16 protein-coding genes and 1 riboswitch are annotated in these 17,378 nt (G+C 48.8%); of the genes, 11 read left to right on the top strand and 5 right to left on the bottom strand.

What is annotated here, in order from left to right; all coding sequences use genetic code 11:
* The first annotated feature begins 349 nt into the window (after positions 1 to 349).
* From A7975_RS28155 to A7975_RS28140, 4 genes are read left to right on the top strand one after another with little or no spacing between them, the layout of a single operon-like run.
* On the top strand, positions 350 to 1,465 hold the full coding sequence (locus A7975_RS28155) for a sulfate ABC transporter substrate-binding protein (RefSeq protein ID WP_483295935.1): 1,116 nt from the start codon (positions 350 to 352) through the stop codon (positions 1,463 to 1,465).
* Positions 1,466 to 1,499: 34 nt separating this feature from the next.
* Positions 1,500 to 2,333 carry a sulfate ABC transporter permease subunit CysT gene (cysT, locus tag A7975_RS28150; RefSeq protein ID WP_065387346.1) on the top strand — a complete coding sequence of 278 codons (834 nt, stop codon included), beginning with the start codon at positions 1,500 to 1,502 and terminating at the stop codon, positions 2,331 to 2,333.
* A gap of 17 nt (positions 2,334 to 2,350) precedes the next feature.
* Positions 2,351 to 3,235 (top strand): sulfate ABC transporter permease subunit CysW, encoded by an 885-nt coding sequence (gene cysW / locus A7975_RS28145; RefSeq protein WP_065387345.1) that lies wholly within the window; start codon positions 2,351 to 2,353, stop codon positions 3,233 to 3,235.
* Between the two features lie 25 nt (positions 3,236 to 3,260).
* Entirely contained in the window at positions 3,261 to 3,494 is a 234-nt protein-coding gene (locus A7975_RS28140) for a YezD family protein (RefSeq protein WP_065387344.1), read from the top strand.
* A gap of 143 nt (positions 3,495 to 3,637) precedes the next feature.
* On the opposite strand, the gene A7975_RS33840 is transcribed toward A7975_RS28140, so the two are convergent.
* Positions 3,638 to 3,784, bottom strand: a complete 147-nt coding sequence (locus A7975_RS33840; RefSeq protein ID WP_141680441.1) for a YqzM family protein — start codon at positions 3,782 to 3,784, stop codon at positions 3,638 to 3,640.
* Positions 3,785 to 3,991: 207 nt separating this feature from the next.
* Between A7975_RS33840 and uvrC the strand changes: the two genes are divergently transcribed.
* On the top strand, positions 3,992 to 5,899 hold the full coding sequence (uvrC, locus tag A7975_RS28135) for an excinuclease ABC subunit UvrC (RefSeq protein ID WP_065387343.1): 1,908 nt from the start codon (positions 3,992 to 3,994) through the stop codon (positions 5,897 to 5,899).
* Here uvrC and A7975_RS28130 read toward each other — a convergent pair.
* The gene (locus A7975_RS28130) at positions 5,868 to 7,496 is read right to left on the bottom strand and encodes a CPBP family intramembrane glutamic endopeptidase (RefSeq protein WP_065387342.1); all 1,629 of its coding nucleotides are present in this window, start codon (positions 7,494 to 7,496) and stop codon (positions 5,868 to 5,870) included. The two genes, uvrC and A7975_RS28130, sit on opposite strands and share 32 nt — an antisense overlap.
* A 246-nt stretch (positions 7,497 to 7,742) precedes the next feature.
* Positions 7,743 to 7,947: riboswitch (cyclic di-AMP (ydaO/yuaA leader) on the top strand.
* A gap of 86 nt (positions 7,948 to 8,033) precedes the next feature.
* Between A7975_RS28130 and A7975_RS28125 the strand changes: the two genes are divergently transcribed.
* The 3 genes from A7975_RS28125 to A7975_RS28115 are packed head-to-tail and all read left to right on the top strand — an operon-like array spanning position 8,034 to position 11,315.
* Positions 8,034 to 9,374: a TrkH family potassium uptake protein gene (locus tag A7975_RS28125; RefSeq protein WP_065387341.1), complete on the top strand. Its 1,341-nt coding sequence runs from the start codon at positions 8,034 to 8,036 to the stop codon at positions 9,372 to 9,374.
* Positions 9,375 to 9,392: 18 nt separating this feature from the next.
* On the top strand, positions 9,393 to 10,055 hold the full coding sequence (locus tag A7975_RS28120) for a potassium channel family protein (protein WP_053377398.1): 663 nt from the start codon (positions 9,393 to 9,395) through the stop codon (positions 10,053 to 10,055).
* 30 nt (positions 10,056 to 10,085) lie between these two features.
* Positions 10,086 to 11,315 carry a cation:proton antiporter gene (locus tag A7975_RS28115; protein ID WP_065387340.1) on the top strand — a complete coding sequence of 410 codons (1,230 nt, stop codon included), beginning with the start codon at positions 10,086 to 10,088 and terminating at the stop codon, positions 11,313 to 11,315.
* 30 nt (positions 11,316 to 11,345) lie between these two features.
* Here the strand turns inward: A7975_RS28115 and A7975_RS28110 are convergent, their stop codons facing one another.
* Positions 11,346 to 12,254: a LysR family transcriptional regulator gene (locus A7975_RS28110; RefSeq protein WP_053372000.1), complete on the bottom strand. Its 909-nt coding sequence runs from the start codon at positions 12,252 to 12,254 to the stop codon at positions 11,346 to 11,348.
* A 305-nt stretch (positions 12,255 to 12,559) separates the two neighbouring features.
* Here A7975_RS28110 and A7975_RS28105 point away from each other — a divergent pair, with 305 nt between their 5' ends.
* Genes A7975_RS28105 through sdhB form a run of 3 tightly spaced genes read left to right on the top strand, consistent with a single transcriptional unit; the run spans position 12,560 to position 15,780 of the window.
* Complete coding sequence (locus A7975_RS28105; RefSeq protein WP_053371999.1) at positions 12,560 to 13,231, top strand: succinate dehydrogenase cytochrome b558 subunit; 672 nt, start codon at positions 12,560 to 12,562, stop codon at positions 13,229 to 13,231.
* Positions 13,232 to 13,255: 24 nt separating this feature from the next.
* Positions 13,256 to 15,013 (top strand): succinate dehydrogenase flavoprotein subunit, encoded by a 1,758-nt coding sequence (gene sdhA / locus A7975_RS28100; protein WP_053371998.1) that lies wholly within the window; start codon positions 13,256 to 13,258, stop codon positions 15,011 to 15,013.
* 2 nt (positions 15,014 to 15,015) lie between these two features.
* Positions 15,016 to 15,780 carry a succinate dehydrogenase iron-sulfur subunit gene (sdhB, locus tag A7975_RS28095; RefSeq protein ID WP_053371997.1) on the top strand — a complete coding sequence of 255 codons (765 nt, stop codon included), beginning with the start codon at positions 15,016 to 15,018 and terminating at the stop codon, positions 15,778 to 15,780.
* A gap of 207 nt (positions 15,781 to 15,987) precedes the next feature.
* Here sdhB and A7975_RS28090 read toward each other — a convergent pair whose 3' ends face one another.
* Both A7975_RS28090 and A7975_RS28085 read right to left on the bottom strand, forming a co-directional pair.
* Entirely contained in the window at positions 15,988 to 16,296 is a 309-nt protein-coding gene (locus tag A7975_RS28090) for a winged helix-turn-helix transcriptional regulator (RefSeq protein WP_053371996.1), read from the bottom strand.
* Positions 16,297 to 16,440: 144 nt separating this feature from the next.
* Positions 16,441 to 17,286 carry a DMT family transporter gene (locus A7975_RS28085; protein WP_065387339.1) on the bottom strand — a complete coding sequence of 282 codons (846 nt, stop codon included), beginning with the start codon at positions 17,284 to 17,286 and terminating at the stop codon, positions 16,441 to 16,443.
* Positions 17,287 to 17,378 lie beyond the last annotated feature (92 nt).

Raw genomic sequence — 17,378 nt, 5'->3', positions numbered from 1 at the left:
TAGGTTATAGAACGAGCAAAAAACGGCCGTCTTTATCCCGTGATGGTTGAAAGCGTATACAGATTAGGTGCGGACTTGATTGATTCAGCAGCGGTTCGGGTTTTGTTGCGTTTAACTGCGGTACTTATAAAGCATTTTTATAGGACTTATCAGTTTTTTGAAATTAAGTATTGACAGTAAGAGGGGCTCGCTGGTAAGATTCTTCCATAACCAACTAAACGGGTAGGAATAATGGTTTCCGACCGGACGAACCGGAGTAAACACCTATCACGGAGAAACACCAATGTCCTATTCGAATGACTTATACGTGTTTCTGCAGGCTTGTTAATTTAAAAAAGGGGTGTATGGAATGATGAAGAAATTAACTCATGTTCGTTCGGTTGTAATGCTATTGGCTTTGGCGCTGGTACTTGCTGCTTGCGGCTCTGGAGGCAACAATGCGACAAACAAGGCGTCGAATAAGCCTTCCAATGAGGCTGCGGCAACTAACACGGCTACGGAAGAACCGGCAAAGGAAGAGCCGAAACCGCCTGTTGAGCTTTTAAACGTATCGTATGACCCAACTCGTGAGCTTTACGTTCAATATAACGAGGCATTTTCGAAGCACTGGAAAGCAGAAACAGGCCAAGACGTTACGATTAAACAATCGCATGGCGGTTCAGGCAAACAAGGCCGCGCGGTTATCGACGGTTTGAAAGCAGACGTCGTAACGCTAGCGCTTGGTTATGACATCGACGCAATCGTAGAGCCTGGCTTAATCAAACCGGATTGGCAATCTAAATTCGAGCACAACAGCGCTCCATATACATCCACAATCGTATTCCTTGTTCGCAAAGGAAATCCGAAAGGCATTAAAGATTGGAACGATCTAACTAAAGATAAAGTTGAAGTCATTACGCCAAACCCGAAAACATCAGGCGGCGCCCGTTGGAATTACCTTGCTGCATGGGGCTACGCTCTCAAGCAAAACGGCAATGACGAAGCAAAAGCACAGGAGTTCGTTGCTGAGTTGTTCAAGCACGTGCCTGTACTGGATTCCGGCGCACGCGGATCAACGACAACTTTTGTAGAACGCGGAATTGGCGATGTGCTGCTGGCTTGGGAGAATGAAGCATTCCTATCGATCAATGAGCTTGGTCCAGACAAATTCGAAATCGTATATCCATCGCTGAGCATTTTGGCTGAGCCGCCAGTAGCTGTAGTCGACAAAGTGGTTGACGACCGCGGTACTCGTGAAGTAGCCGAAGCGTACCTGAAATATCTATACTCGGATGAAGGTCAAGAAATTGCCGCTAAAAACTACTACCGTCCGATTTCCGAATCTGTAGCTGCAAAGTACAAAGATCAGTTCAAAGATCTTGAGTTGCTTTCAATCGACAAAGACTTTGGCGGCTGGAAAGAAGCACAAACGAAACACTTTGCGGATGGCGGAATTTTTGACAAAATCTACACGCCAGGCTCATAATGCTCGAATTGAACAAGACTGGAGCTGACTTCACATGAAAGGTTCCAAGCCCCGTAACGTTCTGCCGGGTTTTGGCTTATCGCTTGGTTTCACCTTGTTTTACCTAAGCATCATCGTCTTGATTCCGCTGGCTGCCGTTTTCTTCAAAACGGCAGAGCTCAGCTGGTCCGAATTTTGGAGCACGGTCACGAATGCGCGTGTCGTAGCTTCTTATCGGGTCAGCTTTCTCACCGCTTTTTTCGCTGGACTCGTTAATGCGGTGTTCGGCCTGTTAATCGCTTGGGTACTCGTTCGATACCGGTTTCCAGGCAAAAAGCTGATTGATAGCTTGGTTGACTTACCCTTTGCCCTCCCAACGGCAGTAGCGGGCATTGCGTTAACGGCAATCTATGCGCCGAATGGCTGGATCGGCTCTCTCTTAGAGCCGCTAGGCGTGAAAGTCGCTTATACGCCAATCGGCATTACGATCGCACTTATATTCATTGGGCTTCCGTTTGTTGTCCGTACGGTGCAGCCCGTGCTGCAGGATATGGAGAAAGAGACGGAGGAAGCGGCCGTTATGCTTGGCGCTTACCGGTTGCGGACGTTTTGGAAGGTCATTTTACCAGAGCTATTGCCTGCATTGTTAACAGGGTTCGCGCTCGCATTTGCAAGGGGCATCGGCGAATATGGCTCGGTCGTCTTCATCTCCGGCAATATGCCGCTGAAGACAGAGATCACCCCGCTGCTGATCATGACGAAGCTGGAGCAGTATGATTACGCTGGCGCGACCGCGATTGCTCTCGTTATGCTTGTTGTGTCCTTCCTTATGCTGCTGGTCATTAACCTGCTGCAGTGGCGCATGAATCGCCGCACAGTGTCGGACTAAGAAGGGGGCATATACAAATGGCTGGAGCAATTACCGTTCATACGAATGAAGAGGCTGCAAAGCGCCCGAAGCATATTACTGAGTCCGGCCCCGTCAAATGGCTGCTAATCGGAATCGCCATGCTGTTTCTCGGATTGGTTGTTTTGCTGCCGCTGGTTTCGGTGTTTGTCGAAGCGTTCAAGAAAGGCGTGGGCGTATACTTCGATGCCATAACGGAGCCGGATGCTTTGTCCGCGCTTAAGCTTACGCTGATCGTTGCGTTAATTGCCGTACCCGTCAATACGGTGTTCGGCATAGCGGCGGCGTGGGCGATAAGCAAGTTCCGTTTTCGCGGCAAAAATATTCTTATTACGTTAATCGATTTGCCGTTTGCCGTATCGCCTGTTATTTCCGGTTTAATCTACGTGCTGCTGTTTGGCGCGCAGGGATTTTTTGGACCGTGGCTTGATGAGCGGGGCATCCAAATTATATTTGCGGTACCCGGCATCGTGCTTGCGACCGTGTTCGTGACGGTTCCATTTGTCGCCCGCGAGCTTATCCCGCTTATGCAGGCGCAGGGCGTTCAAGAGGAGGAAGCGGCCGCCAGCCTTGGGGCTAAAGGGTGGCAGATTTTTTGGAAGGTGACCTTGCCTAACATCAAGTGGGGCCTTTTATACGGAATTATCCTATGTAATGCTCGCGCGATGGGCGAGTTTGGCGCGGTGTCCGTCGTATCCGGCCACATCCGCGGCGAAACGAATACGCTGCCGCTGCATATTGAAATTTTGTACAATGAATATCAATTCTCGGCTTCGTTTGCGGTAGCATCCTTGCTTGTTATGCTCGCTGTCATTACCTTGATCGTAAAAAGCATCGTGGAATGGAAATCCGGTCAGCAAAAGCCTGCAGAAAAAACCGAGTAAATCAGTTTAAATGGAGGGGTTTTGAATGGCAAAACCGTTAGAAGTGGATCAACAATGGTTGGAGCGAATCGCGGATCAGGTCAGTGGCCTGAATTATGGACATGTGACGATTACGGTTCATGACGGAAGAATCGTGCAAATTGACCGGACGGAAAGAACACGCTATGACGGCTCCTCGCAAAAGCAGCAAGCACCATCGGAACAGCAATCGAAGCAGCGCGACAACCAGAACACAGGCGAAGTGCTTCGGATCGTCTAATAGCGGCTGGCATCAAATAAGATAACAATCAAATACCCCAATGCCGATCGGTGGCATTGGGGTATTTGATTTCGTACGAAATGCCGCAGCATCGCCTTGGCCAAAAGGGCAACAAAAAAGGAGCAGCACGCTGCTCCTTTCTGTTATGAAATGACGAATTTCACGATTACTGCTACAGCGAAAATGACGGTCATAAGACCGAGCATGCCGCCAAAGCCGAATACGACATCCATCAAGTCATGGCGAGGCTCTTCGTTAAAATGCTCGCGCGGGTCTCTTACGTTTTCCATCGTTGACGTCCTCCTTGAAAAAGACCGATTGCTTCAATCACAACCATATGCGGTCGTCTTTATGTAGTATCGGTTTATTCAACTTATATTAGTATACTCAAACTGCCAAACAGTTGTAAAGCTAATCCCGGTGACAATTGTAAAACAAAATCGACGCTACTTATGCTAAAATGTGTACAGAATCATTAGGCAGTCGGAGGCGAGAGCATGGATCATCAGCAAACGGATCGGAAGCAGGCAGAACAGCAGCTTGCGGAGTCTAAAGAGACGATACGGAACAAACTAGCTTTGCTCCCCGATCAATCAGGCTGTTACCTTATGAAGAACAGCGAAGGCGTCATTATTTATGTAGGCAAAGCGAAGGTGCTCAAAAACCGGGTACGTTCCTATTTTAACGGCAGCCACAATGGAAAGACACAGCGATTGGTATCGGAAATTCGCGATTTCGAATTTATCGTAACCTCAAGCAATATGGAAGCACTTATTTTAGAATGCAACCTAATTAAACAATACCATCCGCGTTATAACGTTCTGCTTAAGGATGACAAAACCTTTCCTTATATTAAAATAACGAATGAGAAACATCCGAAGCTAGAGGTGACCAGACGGATCGTAAAGGACAAAGGCAAATATTTTGGCCCTTACCCTAACGCCTACGCGGCTCAGCAGACGAAGAAGCTGCTGGATAGGCTTTATCCGCTTAGAAAGTGCAAGACGCTGCCGGATAAGGTGTGCTTGTACTATCATCTCGGTCAATGCATTGCGCCGTGTGAATTTGACGTGCAGCAGTCCGAGTATGACCGAATGATCCAAGAAATATCGCGGTTTCTAAACGGCGGGCAGGATGTCGTGAAGATCGAGCTGCAGCGCAAAATGGAGGAAGCGGCGGAGAAGCTCGAATTCGAGCGGGCGAAGGAGTTCCGCGATCAGCTGGTTGCCATTGATGCGGTCATGGAGAAGCAGAAGATTACGATGCAGGATGCGCTTGACCGCGATATTTTCGGCTTTGCCGTTGATAAGGGCTGGATGTGCGTACAGATCTTGTACATGCGCCAAGGCAAGCTTATCGAGCGGCATGGGACGACTTTCCCTTATTACGGGGAAGCTTATGATGACTTCATGACGTTCGTGACGCAGTATTATAGCGATAATCCGGCGCTGCCGAAGCAAATCTTGCTGCCGCTGCCGCCGGAACAGTCGCTTGCAGAAGGCGGAGCGGCAGAAGGAATTGCCGATGCGGATGACGCAGCTTCTACGCATGCGGACGACGTTATCGCGTCGCTCCACAACTGGCTCAAGGTAAAGGTGCTGATGCCGCAGCGCGGGCGCAAGAGCGAGGTTGTAACGATGGCTACGGACAACGCCAAGGTGATGCTCGACGAGAAGTTCCGTTTGATCGAGCGGGATGAGGAGCGCAGCGTCAAAGCATCGGAATCATTGGCTGGCTGGCTTGGTCTTGAGGAAGTGCGGCGGATTGAAGCTTTCGATAACTCGAACATCCAAGGAACGAATCCTGTCTCCGCGATGGTCGTCTTCACCGATGGCAAGCCAGACCGCAAGGAATACCGCAAATACAAGGTGAAAACGGTAAAAGGTCCCGATGACTATGAAACGATGCGGGAGGTCATCCGGCGCCGTTATGAGCGTGTACTCAAGGAGGAGCTGGCGGCTCCGGATTTAATCGTAGTCGATGGCGGCAAGGGACAAATATCGGCGGCGCTTGATGTGCTGGAGAATGAGCTTGGTTTATTCATTCCCGTATGCGGCCTAGTGAAGGATGCGAAGCACAAAACGGCGCAGCTCATGACGGGCGATCCCGCCGAGATCGTGCCTCTGCCGCGCGACAGCCAAGAATTTTATTTGCTGCAGCGCATTCAAGACGAGGTGCATCGATTCGCGATTACGTTCCACCGCGAGCAGCGCGGCAAGTCCATGGTCGAATCGAAGCTTGACTCGATCCCGGGCATCGGAGAGAAACGGCGCAAGCTTCTGCTGAAACATTTTGGCTCGATCAAAAAAATAAAAGAGGCCTCAGTCGAAGACTTTAGGCCCCTATCTATTGGTGATAAATTAGCTTCGCAAATTATAGCTGCTCTAGGGGAGGAGTCGTCGTAACAGACGGCTTCTTCTCTTTTTTGTGGCTCAAATATTTGAGAGCGAAGGCAATCAGCACCGGCAGCACCGAGAAGAAGATCGCCGATATAATATTTGGCGCCGTCCCGATCGTGAGCAGTGACAATCCGACCGCTACGCTGTTGAAGATCGCATGGGTGAACATGGACGTAATCAAGCCGTATCGGACGAAAATAAAGCTGAATACGAGCCCGATAATCATCAGCTCGATCAATCTTGTCGAGGACGGGTAGAACGGATACATCACGTGTCCGAGCGCCCAGAAGAAGGTTGGGAGCAGCGCTGCGGCAAACGTATTTTTGAACCATCTGCGGAATAGTCCGATACCGAAGAAACGGAAGACAGCTTCCTCCGAAATCGCGGCTGCCCAAGCAAGCACCGGCATGAGCCATAAAATGCTCATATTGTAAGGGGACTGGGTAGCATCCGACGTATCCCATGTGCCAATGGTGAGCCTTAAAGCGATGAAGATGACGGATTGCAGCGCGAACAAAATAATCGCGAATAAATAGGCGAGCCCTACGCTGCGCCATACATGGTCGCCATAGCCTTTTTGCCCGAAGCGAGGCCATAATGCGCGGCCCTGGGCCTTCCATAAGCCATCGCCTGCGATTAGCGAAATATAAATCGCGCCTGCCATCGGAATGGTCAGCAGCACCGTTACGATAGCCGTAATCGTGGTTTGCGCTCCGGCCATATCCGCCTCGCCCATCGAAGCCCGAATGCCGTCAAGCACATTCAGATTCATGATGATATAGGTGATAAAGTAAATGATGGTCAATATGATTCCATATTTGAAGGAAGTGAATTTCCGGTACAGAACGGCATAGATGATCGCCAAGATGAACAAGACGAAACTCATGAAGAAGTAACCGAAGCCGGTAAGGAAACCAGCTATTTTGTCTTGATTTTTCACATAGCTGACATAATCATCCGGGGCGGTAAAGGCGGGCTTATATTTGGTTATGACCGTGCGCCCATCAACGGTTCGCGCGTCGATATGGATCGTTAATTTTGCGTCCTTAATGGCATAATCCGTTTTTGGCTGGCCCTGCCAATCTCCGTTGGCCAATATTTGATTGCCTTGAAATTCAACCCCGCTGAAGCTTTGATTCGTTAGGAAAGCGATAGCTTCCTTCGTTTTATCTGCGTCTGACAGCTCCTCGCCATCGATTAGAAAACGCCATGCCACAATTTTTTCGCTTTGCATATGTACGTAAACGAAGCCGCTGCCGCCGCCAATAAATTTCAAATCAACTTGGAACGTATCTGTCGGGAAACTAGAGTCGTATTTGTCAGCATACGTTTTGGTCAGTTTATTTTTGGATAAATAACCGTTCATGATTTTATCGGTTTGGTGGACGGCTTTAGCCGATTTCACCATCAGTCCTGTCTGTTTCTCCGCGAAAGCGGCCGCGCGGCTCTCAGCGGTCGACTTCTCAATTACCTTTGTGTTTAATTCGCCGGATGCGATGGATGCGAACATGGGAGCGATGTCTACGGCTGCATAAATAATAAAGCAAGCAATCGCTGCCCATAAAAAACGTTTCCATTCGTTAGGCTTGATAGAATCAATCATGGATTCACCCCTACTGTCTTTATAATGAGTAGCTTATGACAATACATTAACATATTAATCCCTGAATTATCCAATGGAGATGACCGCTTGCACACAAGAAACAGCGAAATAACGATGTCCAGCAAGCTTGGAGCTTGCTGCTTCATTCCATTGCCCTAATTTGAGCAAATATCGTCCCTTTTGTCATATCTATCACCTTTATATCGGGACTGATTTGGGATTATAATCGTTAACGTCATACTAAATTGAATAGCACAGCCGAATTTCCTAAGGAAAACGGGGGAACCATAAAGTTGTCAAATGAGTGGAACAAGCTGCAAGCAAAAGCGGTTCAAATTTGGCGGCATGGGGTGAATTTTAGCGGAGGAGCATGATCTCTTGCCGCCGAATAGGGCTGCCTGTCCAGGCCCGAATCCGACAGCTAACCTCGTAGGCGTATTGGAACAGGACTCATCGCACAGAGCACTTGAGTTTCCAGTGCTTTTTTTTATGCTTAAAAACAAGCAATTATGATAAAACAAAAGAAGAAGGTAGCGGATGAAGATAGATTGGAATGTGCTCAAGTGGTCGCCGCCGCGCATATTGGTTAGCGGATTTGCGCTTATTATTTTACTAGGTGCCGTATTATTATCCATGCCATTTGCATCGGCAAGCGGCGAGAGGCTGCCGTTCATCGATGCGCTGTTCACGGCGACGTCAGCGACATGCGTAACGGGGCTGGTTGTCGTAGATACGGGTACATATTTCTCCGTCCCCGGACAGGTCATTCTCATGTGTCTATTTCAGCTCGGCGGACTTGGCTTTATGACGATGGCCACGCTGGTTGCGCTTGTGCTGCGCAAAAAAATTTCATTGCGAGAGCGGCTGTTGCTGCAGGAAGCGATGAATCAATCGAGCATGGAAGGCATCGTTCGGCTTATTAGACGGGTCATTGTATATTCGCTTGCGATAGAATTTGTGGGGTTCACGTTATTCTCATCCCGGTTTGCGTTCGATATGCCCATTGGCAAAGCGTTGTTTTTTGGCGCATTCCATGCGGTTTCTATGTTCAACAATGCGGGATTCGATATTTTTGGCGGCTATAGAAGCTTAACGATGTATGTATCGGATCCCATTGTTAATATAGCGGCAATGATGCTTATTATAACCGGCGGATTGGGTTTTGTTGTCATGTCGGATCTGATGGAGTACCGCAAAAACCGCAGGCTGTCGCTGCACAGCAAGGTTGTATTGTCGATGACGGGAGCCTTGATTGCAGTAGGCACTATCGTGATTTTTATATTTGAATTTTCCAATACGAAGACGCTTGGCTCGTTGGATTGGGGAGGCAAAATTTTATCCTCCTTCTTCCAGTCGGTCACGCCGCGGACGGCAGGAGCCAATACGCTTGATTATACGGCTTTGCGGCAAGCGACGATGTTTTTTACGATTATCCTGATGTTTATCGGCGCATCGCCGGGCTCGACAGGCGGCGGCATCAAGACCACAACCTTTACGACGCTGGTCGGAGCGGTTATTGCGATGATTCGCGGTCGCGAGGATATTGTCATGTTCCGGCACCGGCTTGGCAAAGACAGAATTTTCAAGGCGCTGACGATTACATTAATCTCATTAGGTTTAGTTATTATTGTGACGATGACCTTGTCTATGACAGAGGATCAGGCGTTCATTAAATTATTATTTGAAGCAACCTCTGCGTTCGGTACGGTAGGATTGTCGATCGGCGTCACCCCGGAACTCAGCACAGTAGGGAAAATAGTCATTGCATTAACGATGTTTGCCGGACGGCTTGGGCCATTGACGTTAGCTTACGCGCTGGGGCCTCGCACAGAAAAAGAATTGTACCGGCATCCTGAAGGCAAAATTACGATTGGATAGGGGAAGCTGCAAGTGGGTATGAAGAAGAAACAATTTGTCATAATAGGTTTAGGAAGGTTTGGCTCAAGCTTAGGCAGAGAACTCATCGAGCTAGGCAATGAGGTGCTTGGCATCGATAAGGACGAGGAGGCCGTTCAGGAAATGAGCGGCGTTCTGACCTATGCGGTATCTGCGGATTGTACGGACGAGGAAACGCTTCGTTCACTTGGCGTGCGCAACTTTGACTGCGGCGTCGTCGCCATTGGCGATGACATTCAAGCAAGCATTTTAACGACCATCCTGCTTAAGGATTTAGGGGTCAAGAAGGTTGTTGCGAAAGCGATGAGCGAGCTGCATGGCCGCGTGCTTGAGAAGATCGGCGTAGACCGTGTCGTGTATCCGGAGCGGGATATGGGTATCCGTGTTGCGCATCAGCTTGTTTCTCCCAATCTGCTTGACTATATAGAGCTATCCAAAGAATATACGATTGCCGAGCTTGCCGTCCCGCAGTGCTTAAATGGCAAATCGCTGCATGACCTGAACCCGCGCGCCAGGTTTGGCTGCAGCATCGTCGCAATCAACAAGCCATCGGGCATCATTATTGCGCCAACGGCAACCGATGTGCTTGCTGAACGAGACGTTATGGTTATCATCGGGACGAATGAGCAAATTGAAGATTTTGAGGCAACCGTTATTCGTTAGGCTGCTTATAGGAATGGAAGTGATATGCAGATGGAAACCGCTGTAACGCCAATCATTCATCACTTGCTTATTTTGCTTATCCTTATTGTAACGGCTGGCATGCTTGCAGGGCGTGCGGCAGCTAAACTTCGTATACCTGATGTAGCTGCGTTTATATTAGTGGGGCTGCTGCTCGGCCAAGGCCTTCATTGGATCAATGAATCGAGCAGTTCGTTAATTAACCAGCTTATTTTAATAGTAGGATCAACGGTCATTTTATTTGATGGAGGACGCAATATTAGTCTTAGCGGGCTGAGCAAAGTCAAATGGACGGTTGCCTTGCTAAGCGTTCCTGGCGTTCTCATAACGGTAATCGTGGCGGGTACAGCTATCCATTTCGTTTTTGGCTTGGAATGGCTTTATGCGCTGCTTGCCGCGTCGGTAATCGCCTCTACGGACCCGGCTTCTATTATTCCGGTATTTCGGCAGGTTGCGATTAGAGTAAAGGTGCGGGAGACGGTAGAGAGCGAATCCGCATTCAACGACGCGACAGGCTCTATTATTACATTTGCTTTGATTGCGGCGATTACGGGCAAGTCGGCATTAGAAGCGGGGCCGTTGCTGGGTCAGTTCGCTTATACCGCGCTTGGCGGCATTGCTTTGGGCGGAATAATCGGCTTAGCTTCTGTGTATGTCGTCGCCCATTTAAAGCTAGGCATTTTGAGGGACTATACAACGATTGCGATGCTGGTTACCGCGTTATCAGCCTATTTAATTGGCGATCTCTTGCATGTGAGCGGCTTTATGGCGACATTCGCAGCAGGTTTAATATGGGGAAATCCACATCTTATGAGACTTAGGCTGGAAGAGAAGCAGAACGAGATTGTACATTTCTCAGATAATATAACCGTCATGCTTCGGATGCTGATTTTTGTTTTGCTCGGCAGCCAGGCGGATTTGGCGTTATTGCTGCAATACGGGTGGCAAAGCTTCGCTATCGTTATGGTGCTGATGTTTATTGCGCGTCCGATAACGGTGCTCGCCTGCAGCCTGCCTGATCGCAAGGCGGATTGGAAAAAGAAGGAGCTCTTATTCATGATGTGGGTAAGGGAGACAGGGGTTATTCCAGCCGTTTTATCGGGAATGATCACAAGCGCCGGCATCATGCATGCCGAAAAAATTGCTTCTATTACATTAATGACCATTCTCATAACGGTACTGCTCCAAGCGAGCACGACCGCTTTTGTTGCAAAACGGTTAGGGATGGATTCGGAAGCGTAATATTGGAAATGCTGAAAGACAGCAGCTTTTTTAGAAGCCGCTGTCTTTTTTGCTTGGAAATCGCGCAGCCAGCTCATTGATCCAAAGACGAACCGCAGGGCTAAGCGCTGCTGAATCCGCATGAATTAACGAAGTTGTGCGCTTCGTATCCTCTAACTCGCGAATTGGGATGATGATAAGCTCATTGTCCTCTAGCAGCTGCTTGCGCATATAGGATTGAGGAAGCAGCGTAGCGGCGCGGCAGGTATGGAGCAGACGCAATATCGCTTCAAAAGAATCAATTTCCATTCGCACATCCGGCTGCAGATGATATTTGTCGAATAGCTCGTCCGTAAGAATCCGGTACCAAGTCCCTTTGGAGAACAAGATCATCGGCATGCCGGTCAAATCCTGAATGCCAAGCGCGCCTTTATCCGTAATGACTTGATTGCGCGGAAGCACCAGCGACAGATGATCCTCAAACAAAGGGATGCATCTTAATGTCGAATCCTCGATGCTGGATGCCACGATGCCGATATCGGCTTTATGGTCACGAACGAGCGATACGATCTCATGCGTCTTGCCCGTAATGGCTTTAATGTCGATTTCCGGATGGGTCGACGTTAGCCGCTGAATCAAATCAGGCAATGTCGTTTGCAGCGTCGTAAGGCTTGCGCCAATCGTCAGCGTCGTATGTCCCGTAGAGGTGAACTCGGAGACGGTTTGCAAATATTTGCGGTGAAGCTGGCGCAGCTCCAGTGCATATTCGTACGTCATCTGCCCGATTCGCGTGAGCTCAAGCCGTTTGCCGATCCGGCGAAATAAGGGCGAACCTATTTCTTGCTCAAGCTTAGCGATTTTGCGAGAGATAGCGGGCTGGGATAGGTTGAGCAAAGCAGAAGCTTTATTCATGCTGGATTGCTCGACGATTACGGTGAAAACATGCATCTCTTCATTCATGAATAGAGCCCCTTATGTCATTTTGTTATAAGAAATTATAAAAAATAAGCAATTCCATTATAAGCTGAAAAGGAGTAGGATGGGAAGTGTGGCTAATATGTGTCGACTTTTGTTGACGGAGGAACATGCTGGGGTTACAATGTAGAATGATTTGCCAAGCGTAAATAGCTGATGACTGCCTTTGGCGGCTCAGCGTCTTAGTTTGCGCTGAAATATAAGCAATGTATAAGTGTGAAACGGATACATTCTTATATTTTAACAAAAAGCATGCTAGCACTCACAGTATTGAAAGGAGAAGGAATGACATGAAAGGAAACTCGTATTTCTCGCGCAAGCTTCACTCGCTTCTCGGGATCATTCCGCTCGGCGGTTTTATCGTCGTGCATGGTCTGACCAACTATCAGGCGTTTGAACGCGGACCAGAGGGCTTCGGCAAAGGCGTGCATTTGATCAACAGCTTGCCAGTGCTGCCGCTGCTCGAGATTTTCGGTATTTACCTCCCGCTTTTGTTTCACGGTATTTACGGCTTGTACGTGGCATACCAATCGAACACGAACACGGGACGCTTTAAATACGGACGGAACTGGGCGTTTACCGCACAGCGCGTTACAGGGGTAATTACCTTCGTATTCGTATTCTGGCACGTATTCCAAACTCGGATTCAAGTTTATCTCGGCAACATCACGCATGAAGAGCTGGGCTCTACGATGAATCAAATCGCGAGCAGTCCTGCTTATTTCGTACTTTACGTAATCGGCGTACTTGCAGCGGTATTCCACTTCAGCAACGGTCTATGGGCGTTTCTGATCAGCTGGGGCATTACGATCGGCCCGAAAGCGCAACGCATCTCTTCGTACATTTGCATGGGCATTTTTGTAATCGTTTCGGCGTTGTTTATTCTCTCGCTTATCGCGTTTAGCGGCGATGAATTTAAGGAAGCTGCGAGTGCCGCATTGGCACTTACAAATATCGGTTAGTTTGTAGACAAGGAGCGAAGCGTTATGGCTAAAAATAAAATTATCATCGTTGGCGGCGGCCTGGCTGGCTTGATGGCTACCATTAAAGCCGCAGAGGCTGGCGTACACGTTGATCTGTTTTCACTTGTACCGGTCAAACGTTCCCACTCAGTATGCGCGCAGGGCGGCATTAACGGCGCGGTAAATACAAAAGGGGAAGGCGATTCTCCGTGGGAGCATTTTGACGACACCGTATACGGTGGAGATTTCCTAGCAAACCAGCCGCCAGTTAAAGCAATGTGCGACGCCGCACCTGGCATTATCCACCTCATGGACCGGATGGGCGTTATGTTCAGCCGGACGTCTGAGGGCTTGCTCGACTTCCGTCGCTTCGGCGGCACGAAGCATTCCCGCACAGCCTTCGCGGGCGCTACGACAGGACAACAGCTTCTATACGCACTGGACGAGCAAGTTCGCCGGTGGGAAGCAGCAGGTCTAGTCAACAAATTCGAGCACTGGGAATTCCTTGGCGCCGTTGTTGACGATGACGGCATTTGCCGCGGCGTATCGGCGCAAGACTTGCGCACGATGGAAGTGCACACGGTTCGTGCGGATGCGGTTATTCTTGCATCAGGCGGTCCCGGCATTATTTTCGGTAAAACAACGAACTCTGTTATCAACACCGGTACGGCTGCAAGCGCAGTGTATCAGCAGGGCGTTAACTATGCCAATGGCGAATTCATTCAAATTCACCCTACGGCGATTCCGGGCGACGACAAGCTTCGCTTGATGTCCGAATCAGCCCGCGGCGAAGGCGGACGGATCTGGACTTACAAAGACGGCAAGCCTTGGTACTTCCTTGAGGAAAAATATCCGGCTTACGGAAATCTTGTGCCTCGTGATATTGCGACGCGTGAAATTTTCAGCGTTTGCGTCGATCAGAAGCTTGGCATCAATCAAGAGAACATGGTTTACCTTGATCTATCTCATAAAGATCCGAAGGAGCTTGACGTTAAGCTTGGCGGTATCATCGAAATTTATGAGAAGTTCATGGGCGATGACCCGCGCAAAATTCCGATGAAAATCTTCCCTGCGGTTCACTATTCAATGGGCGGCATGTGGGTCGATTACAATCAAATGACGAACATTCCTGGTCTGTTCGCAGCCGGCGAGTGCGAGTATCAATACCATGGCGCGAACCGTCTGGGCGCGAACTCCTTGCTATCCGCTATTTATGGCGGTATGGTTGCTGGACCAAAAGCGGTCGAGTATATCAAAGGCTTGAAGAAATCGGCTGAAGATGTTGCTTCCTCCGTATTTGATCGCGAGAACAAGCGTCAAACGGATAAATACAACAGCATCGTTAACATGAACGGCAATGAGAATGCGTATGTCATTCACAAAGAGCTTGGCGAATGGATGACGAACAACATGACCGTTGTACGCTTTAACGACAAGCTTGAGCAAACGATCCACAAGATCAAAGAGCTTAAGCAGCGTTACGCTAATATCAACATCAACGATACAGCGCAATGGAACAATGCAGGCGTTGCCTTTACTCGTCAGCTTTGGAACATGCTTGAGCTTTCCGAGGCAATGACGCTGGGCGGATTGCTTCGCAACGAGAGCCGCGGCGCCCACTATAAGCCGGACTTCCCGGATCGTGACGACGACCATTTCATGAAATCGACGATTGCGAAGTGGACGAAGGAAGGTCCGCAAATTTCTTACGAGGACATCGACGTAAGCTTGATCAAGCCTCGTAAACGTGATTATTCGAGCGACAAGAAGAAAGGAGAATAATGATGGCTGGAACGACTGTAGCAACAAAAACGGTTAAGTTTATCATCACACGTCAAGATACTCCTGACTCAAAACCTTATACGGAAGAGTTTGAAATTCCTTATCGTGCTAATATGAACGTTATTAGCGGATTGATGGAAATCCAACGTAATCCGAAGAAAGCAGATGGCGCAAGCACAGCACCTGTATGCTGGGATTCCAACTGTTTGGAAGAAGTGTGCGGCGCTTGTTCAATGGTTATCAACGGCAAGCCGCGTCAAGCATGCAGCGCGCTTATCGATAAGCTGGAGCAGCCGGTTCGCCTTGAGCCGATGAGAACTTTCCCGGTTGTCCGTGACCTTGTCATTAACCGTGAGCGCATGTTCGGTGCGTTGAAGAGAGTAAAAGCATGGATTCCGATCGACGGAACCTATGATCTTGGTCCTGGTCCGCGCATGGCGGAAACGAAGCGCCAATGGGCGTATGAGCTTTCCAAATGTATGACTTGCGGCGTATGTCTTGAGGCTTGCCCGAACGTTAACGACCGGAACAGCTTTATCGGCCCTGCAGCGATCTCTCAGGTTCGTTTGTTTAATGCGCATCCAACGGGTGAGATGAACAAAGAAGAGCGTCTGGACGAGCTGATGACCGATGGCGGCATCGAAGGCTGCGGCAACTCGCAAAACTGTGTTCGCGCATGTCCGAAAGGCATTCCGCTCACGACTTCAATTGCGGCAATCAACAAGGATACAACCAAACATCTGTTCAAAAAATGGCTTGGCATGTAGAGCCGTTTGAATATCGGAAGCCCTCGATTGCATCGGGGGTTTCTTTTTTTATATGATATTGATTATTATTATCAATGATAGTGGATTGGGATTCCGTTGTCAATTACGCAGAAGAGGATTTTTGATGAAGCTGCTGAAACGAAGGGCAGGGTGATGGAAGCTGCAAGCTGCTGAAAAATAAAAAAACCGCCTCAGCGGTTTCTCGTCTTACATCCATTGTTCGCCCCATTTTTGAATGGACTCAATGACTGGTTCTAGCTCCCGTCCTTTACCGGTCAGCTCGTACTCAATGCGTACAGGCATTTCAGGATAAACTTGACGTTTAATAATCGTTATTGTTTCAAGCTCTTTCATCCGGTCCGTTAGCATTTTGTCGCTCATTTCGGGAATTTGTTCTTTAATCTCTTTGAACCGTTTAGGTCCTCCGAGCAATACCCGAATAATTCTGCCCGTCCATTTCTTACCTAAAATGTCGGCTGCGGCTTCATACTTTGGGCACATTGTCGAATAATCCAACCGTATCACCCCGCTTTTTGTAATACTATTGTAGCATATGAACAAACTAAAAGTAAGTTCATTTGAGTGGGAATACGTGTATTTTTGAGAAATATATATTTACTATACAAAAGTTAGAATTTGTGTCCATAGGCTTTTTTGCCATTATACTCGAATAATGACTAGCCCTAGAATCATGCAGCCAAAGGCTGCCCACTGCACGATCGAAAGCTTTTCTTTGTAAAATACGATCGCTCCAGCAGCTACGACAAGGCTGTTCGTTGCAAAAATCGGCGCGGCCAGATTCGCCTGGCCTGTAGCGAGAGCCATCGCATACAGCTGCAATCCGCCATATGAGAATAGCCCGGCAACGATCCCATAATAGAGCCCGGTTCGCTTAGCTGCTCGTGCGGCGCCGGCTTTTGCGGGAATAAGGAACCAACAAAGCGAGAGGAAATAGGCGATAAACAAAATCGGCGCGCTTGGCAGCCCAAGCTCGTCCGTTACTTTCAAGCCGCCATTTCGCAGAGCGAACATTACGATTGCTGTCCCGACGAGTATGAACCATCTTTTTTCGGTAATGGTGAGCGGTTCCTTCCGTTTGTGGGCGATAAACAATACAGCGAGCAGAAGCAGCGTAATGCCCATCGCCTGAAAGGCGCTCAGAGGCTCTTTATACCACCATGTGCCCAAAGCGATGACTAAGATGATATTCATATTTGTAAGCGGGGAGGTCAAGCTTGCAGGGCCGTAATGCAAGGCATTCATAAACAGGGCGTTGCCCCATGCCGAGCCAGCTCCGATAATGAGGCCGGCAATCCATACCTTTGGATCGACAAGAAAAGGAAAGGTCCCCTCTACCGCCGAATGTACGCCAAAGCCAATCGTTCCTGATGCATATAGCCCAAGCAGCAGCGTTCTGGTCGAACCTCCGCGCATTTGCGATACTTTCATCCACCAGCCTGCTAGTCCAAACAAGATTGCGCTGCTGATGGCTGTTATGAGCCACATTGGTGTTCAACCCCTCAAATTTGTTACACAAATGAAATAGTTCTGTTATCGTCCCATTACATTAATGGGCTATTATAATAACCAAGACCCCC

Origin of the sequence: Bacillus sp. FJAT-26390, from assembly GCF_001682865.1 — a bacterium.
GTDB lineage: Bacteria > Bacillota > Bacilli > Paenibacillales > Paenibacillaceae > Pristimantibacillus.
Note: the sequence above shows the minus strand (reverse complement) of the source record. Positions and strands in the feature narration are given on the sequence as shown.

What these genes read in the sequence shown, in the direction of transcription:
- A7975_RS28105 (WP_053371999.1), top strand. Translation starts at nt 12,560, where the DNA reads ATGAAAGGAAACTCGTATTTCTCGCGCAAGCTTCACTCGCTTCTCGGG.
- A7975_RS28125 (WP_065387341.1), top strand. Translation starts at nt 8,034, where the DNA reads ATGAAGATAGATTGGAATGTGCTCAAGTGGTCGCCGCCGCGCATATTG.
- sdhA (WP_053371998.1), top strand. Translation starts at nt 13,256, where the DNA reads ATGGCTAAAAATAAAATTATCATCGTTGGCGGCGGCCTGGCTGGCTTG.
- A7975_RS28140 (WP_065387344.1), top strand. Translation starts at nt 3,261, where the DNA reads ATGGCAAAACCGTTAGAAGTGGATCAACAATGGTTGGAGCGAATCGCG.
- sdhB (WP_053371997.1), top strand. Translation starts at nt 15,016, where the DNA reads ATGGCTGGAACGACTGTAGCAACAAAAACGGTTAAGTTTATCATCACA.
- cysT (WP_065387346.1), top strand. Translation starts at nt 1,500, where the DNA reads ATGAAAGGTTCCAAGCCCCGTAACGTTCTGCCGGGTTTTGGCTTATCG.
- A7975_RS28155 (WP_483295935.1), top strand. Translation starts at nt 350, where the DNA reads ATGATGAAGAAATTAACTCATGTTCGTTCGGTTGTAATGCTATTGGCT.
- A7975_RS28085 (WP_065387339.1), bottom strand. Translation starts at nt 17,286, where the DNA reads ATGTGGCTCATAACAGCCATCAGCAGCGCAATCTTGTTTGGACTAGCA.
- A7975_RS28115 (WP_065387340.1), top strand. Translation starts at nt 10,086, where the DNA reads ATGGAAACCGCTGTAACGCCAATCATTCATCACTTGCTTATTTTGCTT.
- cysW (WP_065387345.1), top strand. Translation starts at nt 2,351, where the DNA reads ATGGCTGGAGCAATTACCGTTCATACGAATGAAGAGGCTGCAAAGCGC.
- A7975_RS28130 (WP_065387342.1), bottom strand. Translation starts at nt 7,496, where the DNA reads ATGATTGATTCTATCAAGCCTAACGAATGGAAACGTTTTTTATGGGCA.
- A7975_RS28110 (WP_053372000.1), bottom strand. Translation starts at nt 12,254, where the DNA reads ATGAATGAAGAGATGCATGTTTTCACCGTAATCGTCGAGCAATCCAGC.
- uvrC (WP_065387343.1), top strand. Translation starts at nt 3,992, where the DNA reads ATGGATCATCAGCAAACGGATCGGAAGCAGGCAGAACAGCAGCTTGCG.
- A7975_RS28120 (WP_053377398.1), top strand. Translation starts at nt 9,393, where the DNA reads ATGAAGAAGAAACAATTTGTCATAATAGGTTTAGGAAGGTTTGGCTCA.
- A7975_RS33840 (WP_141680441.1), bottom strand. Translation starts at nt 3,784, where the DNA reads ATGGAAAACGTAAGAGACCCGCGCGAGCATTTTAACGAAGAGCCTCGC.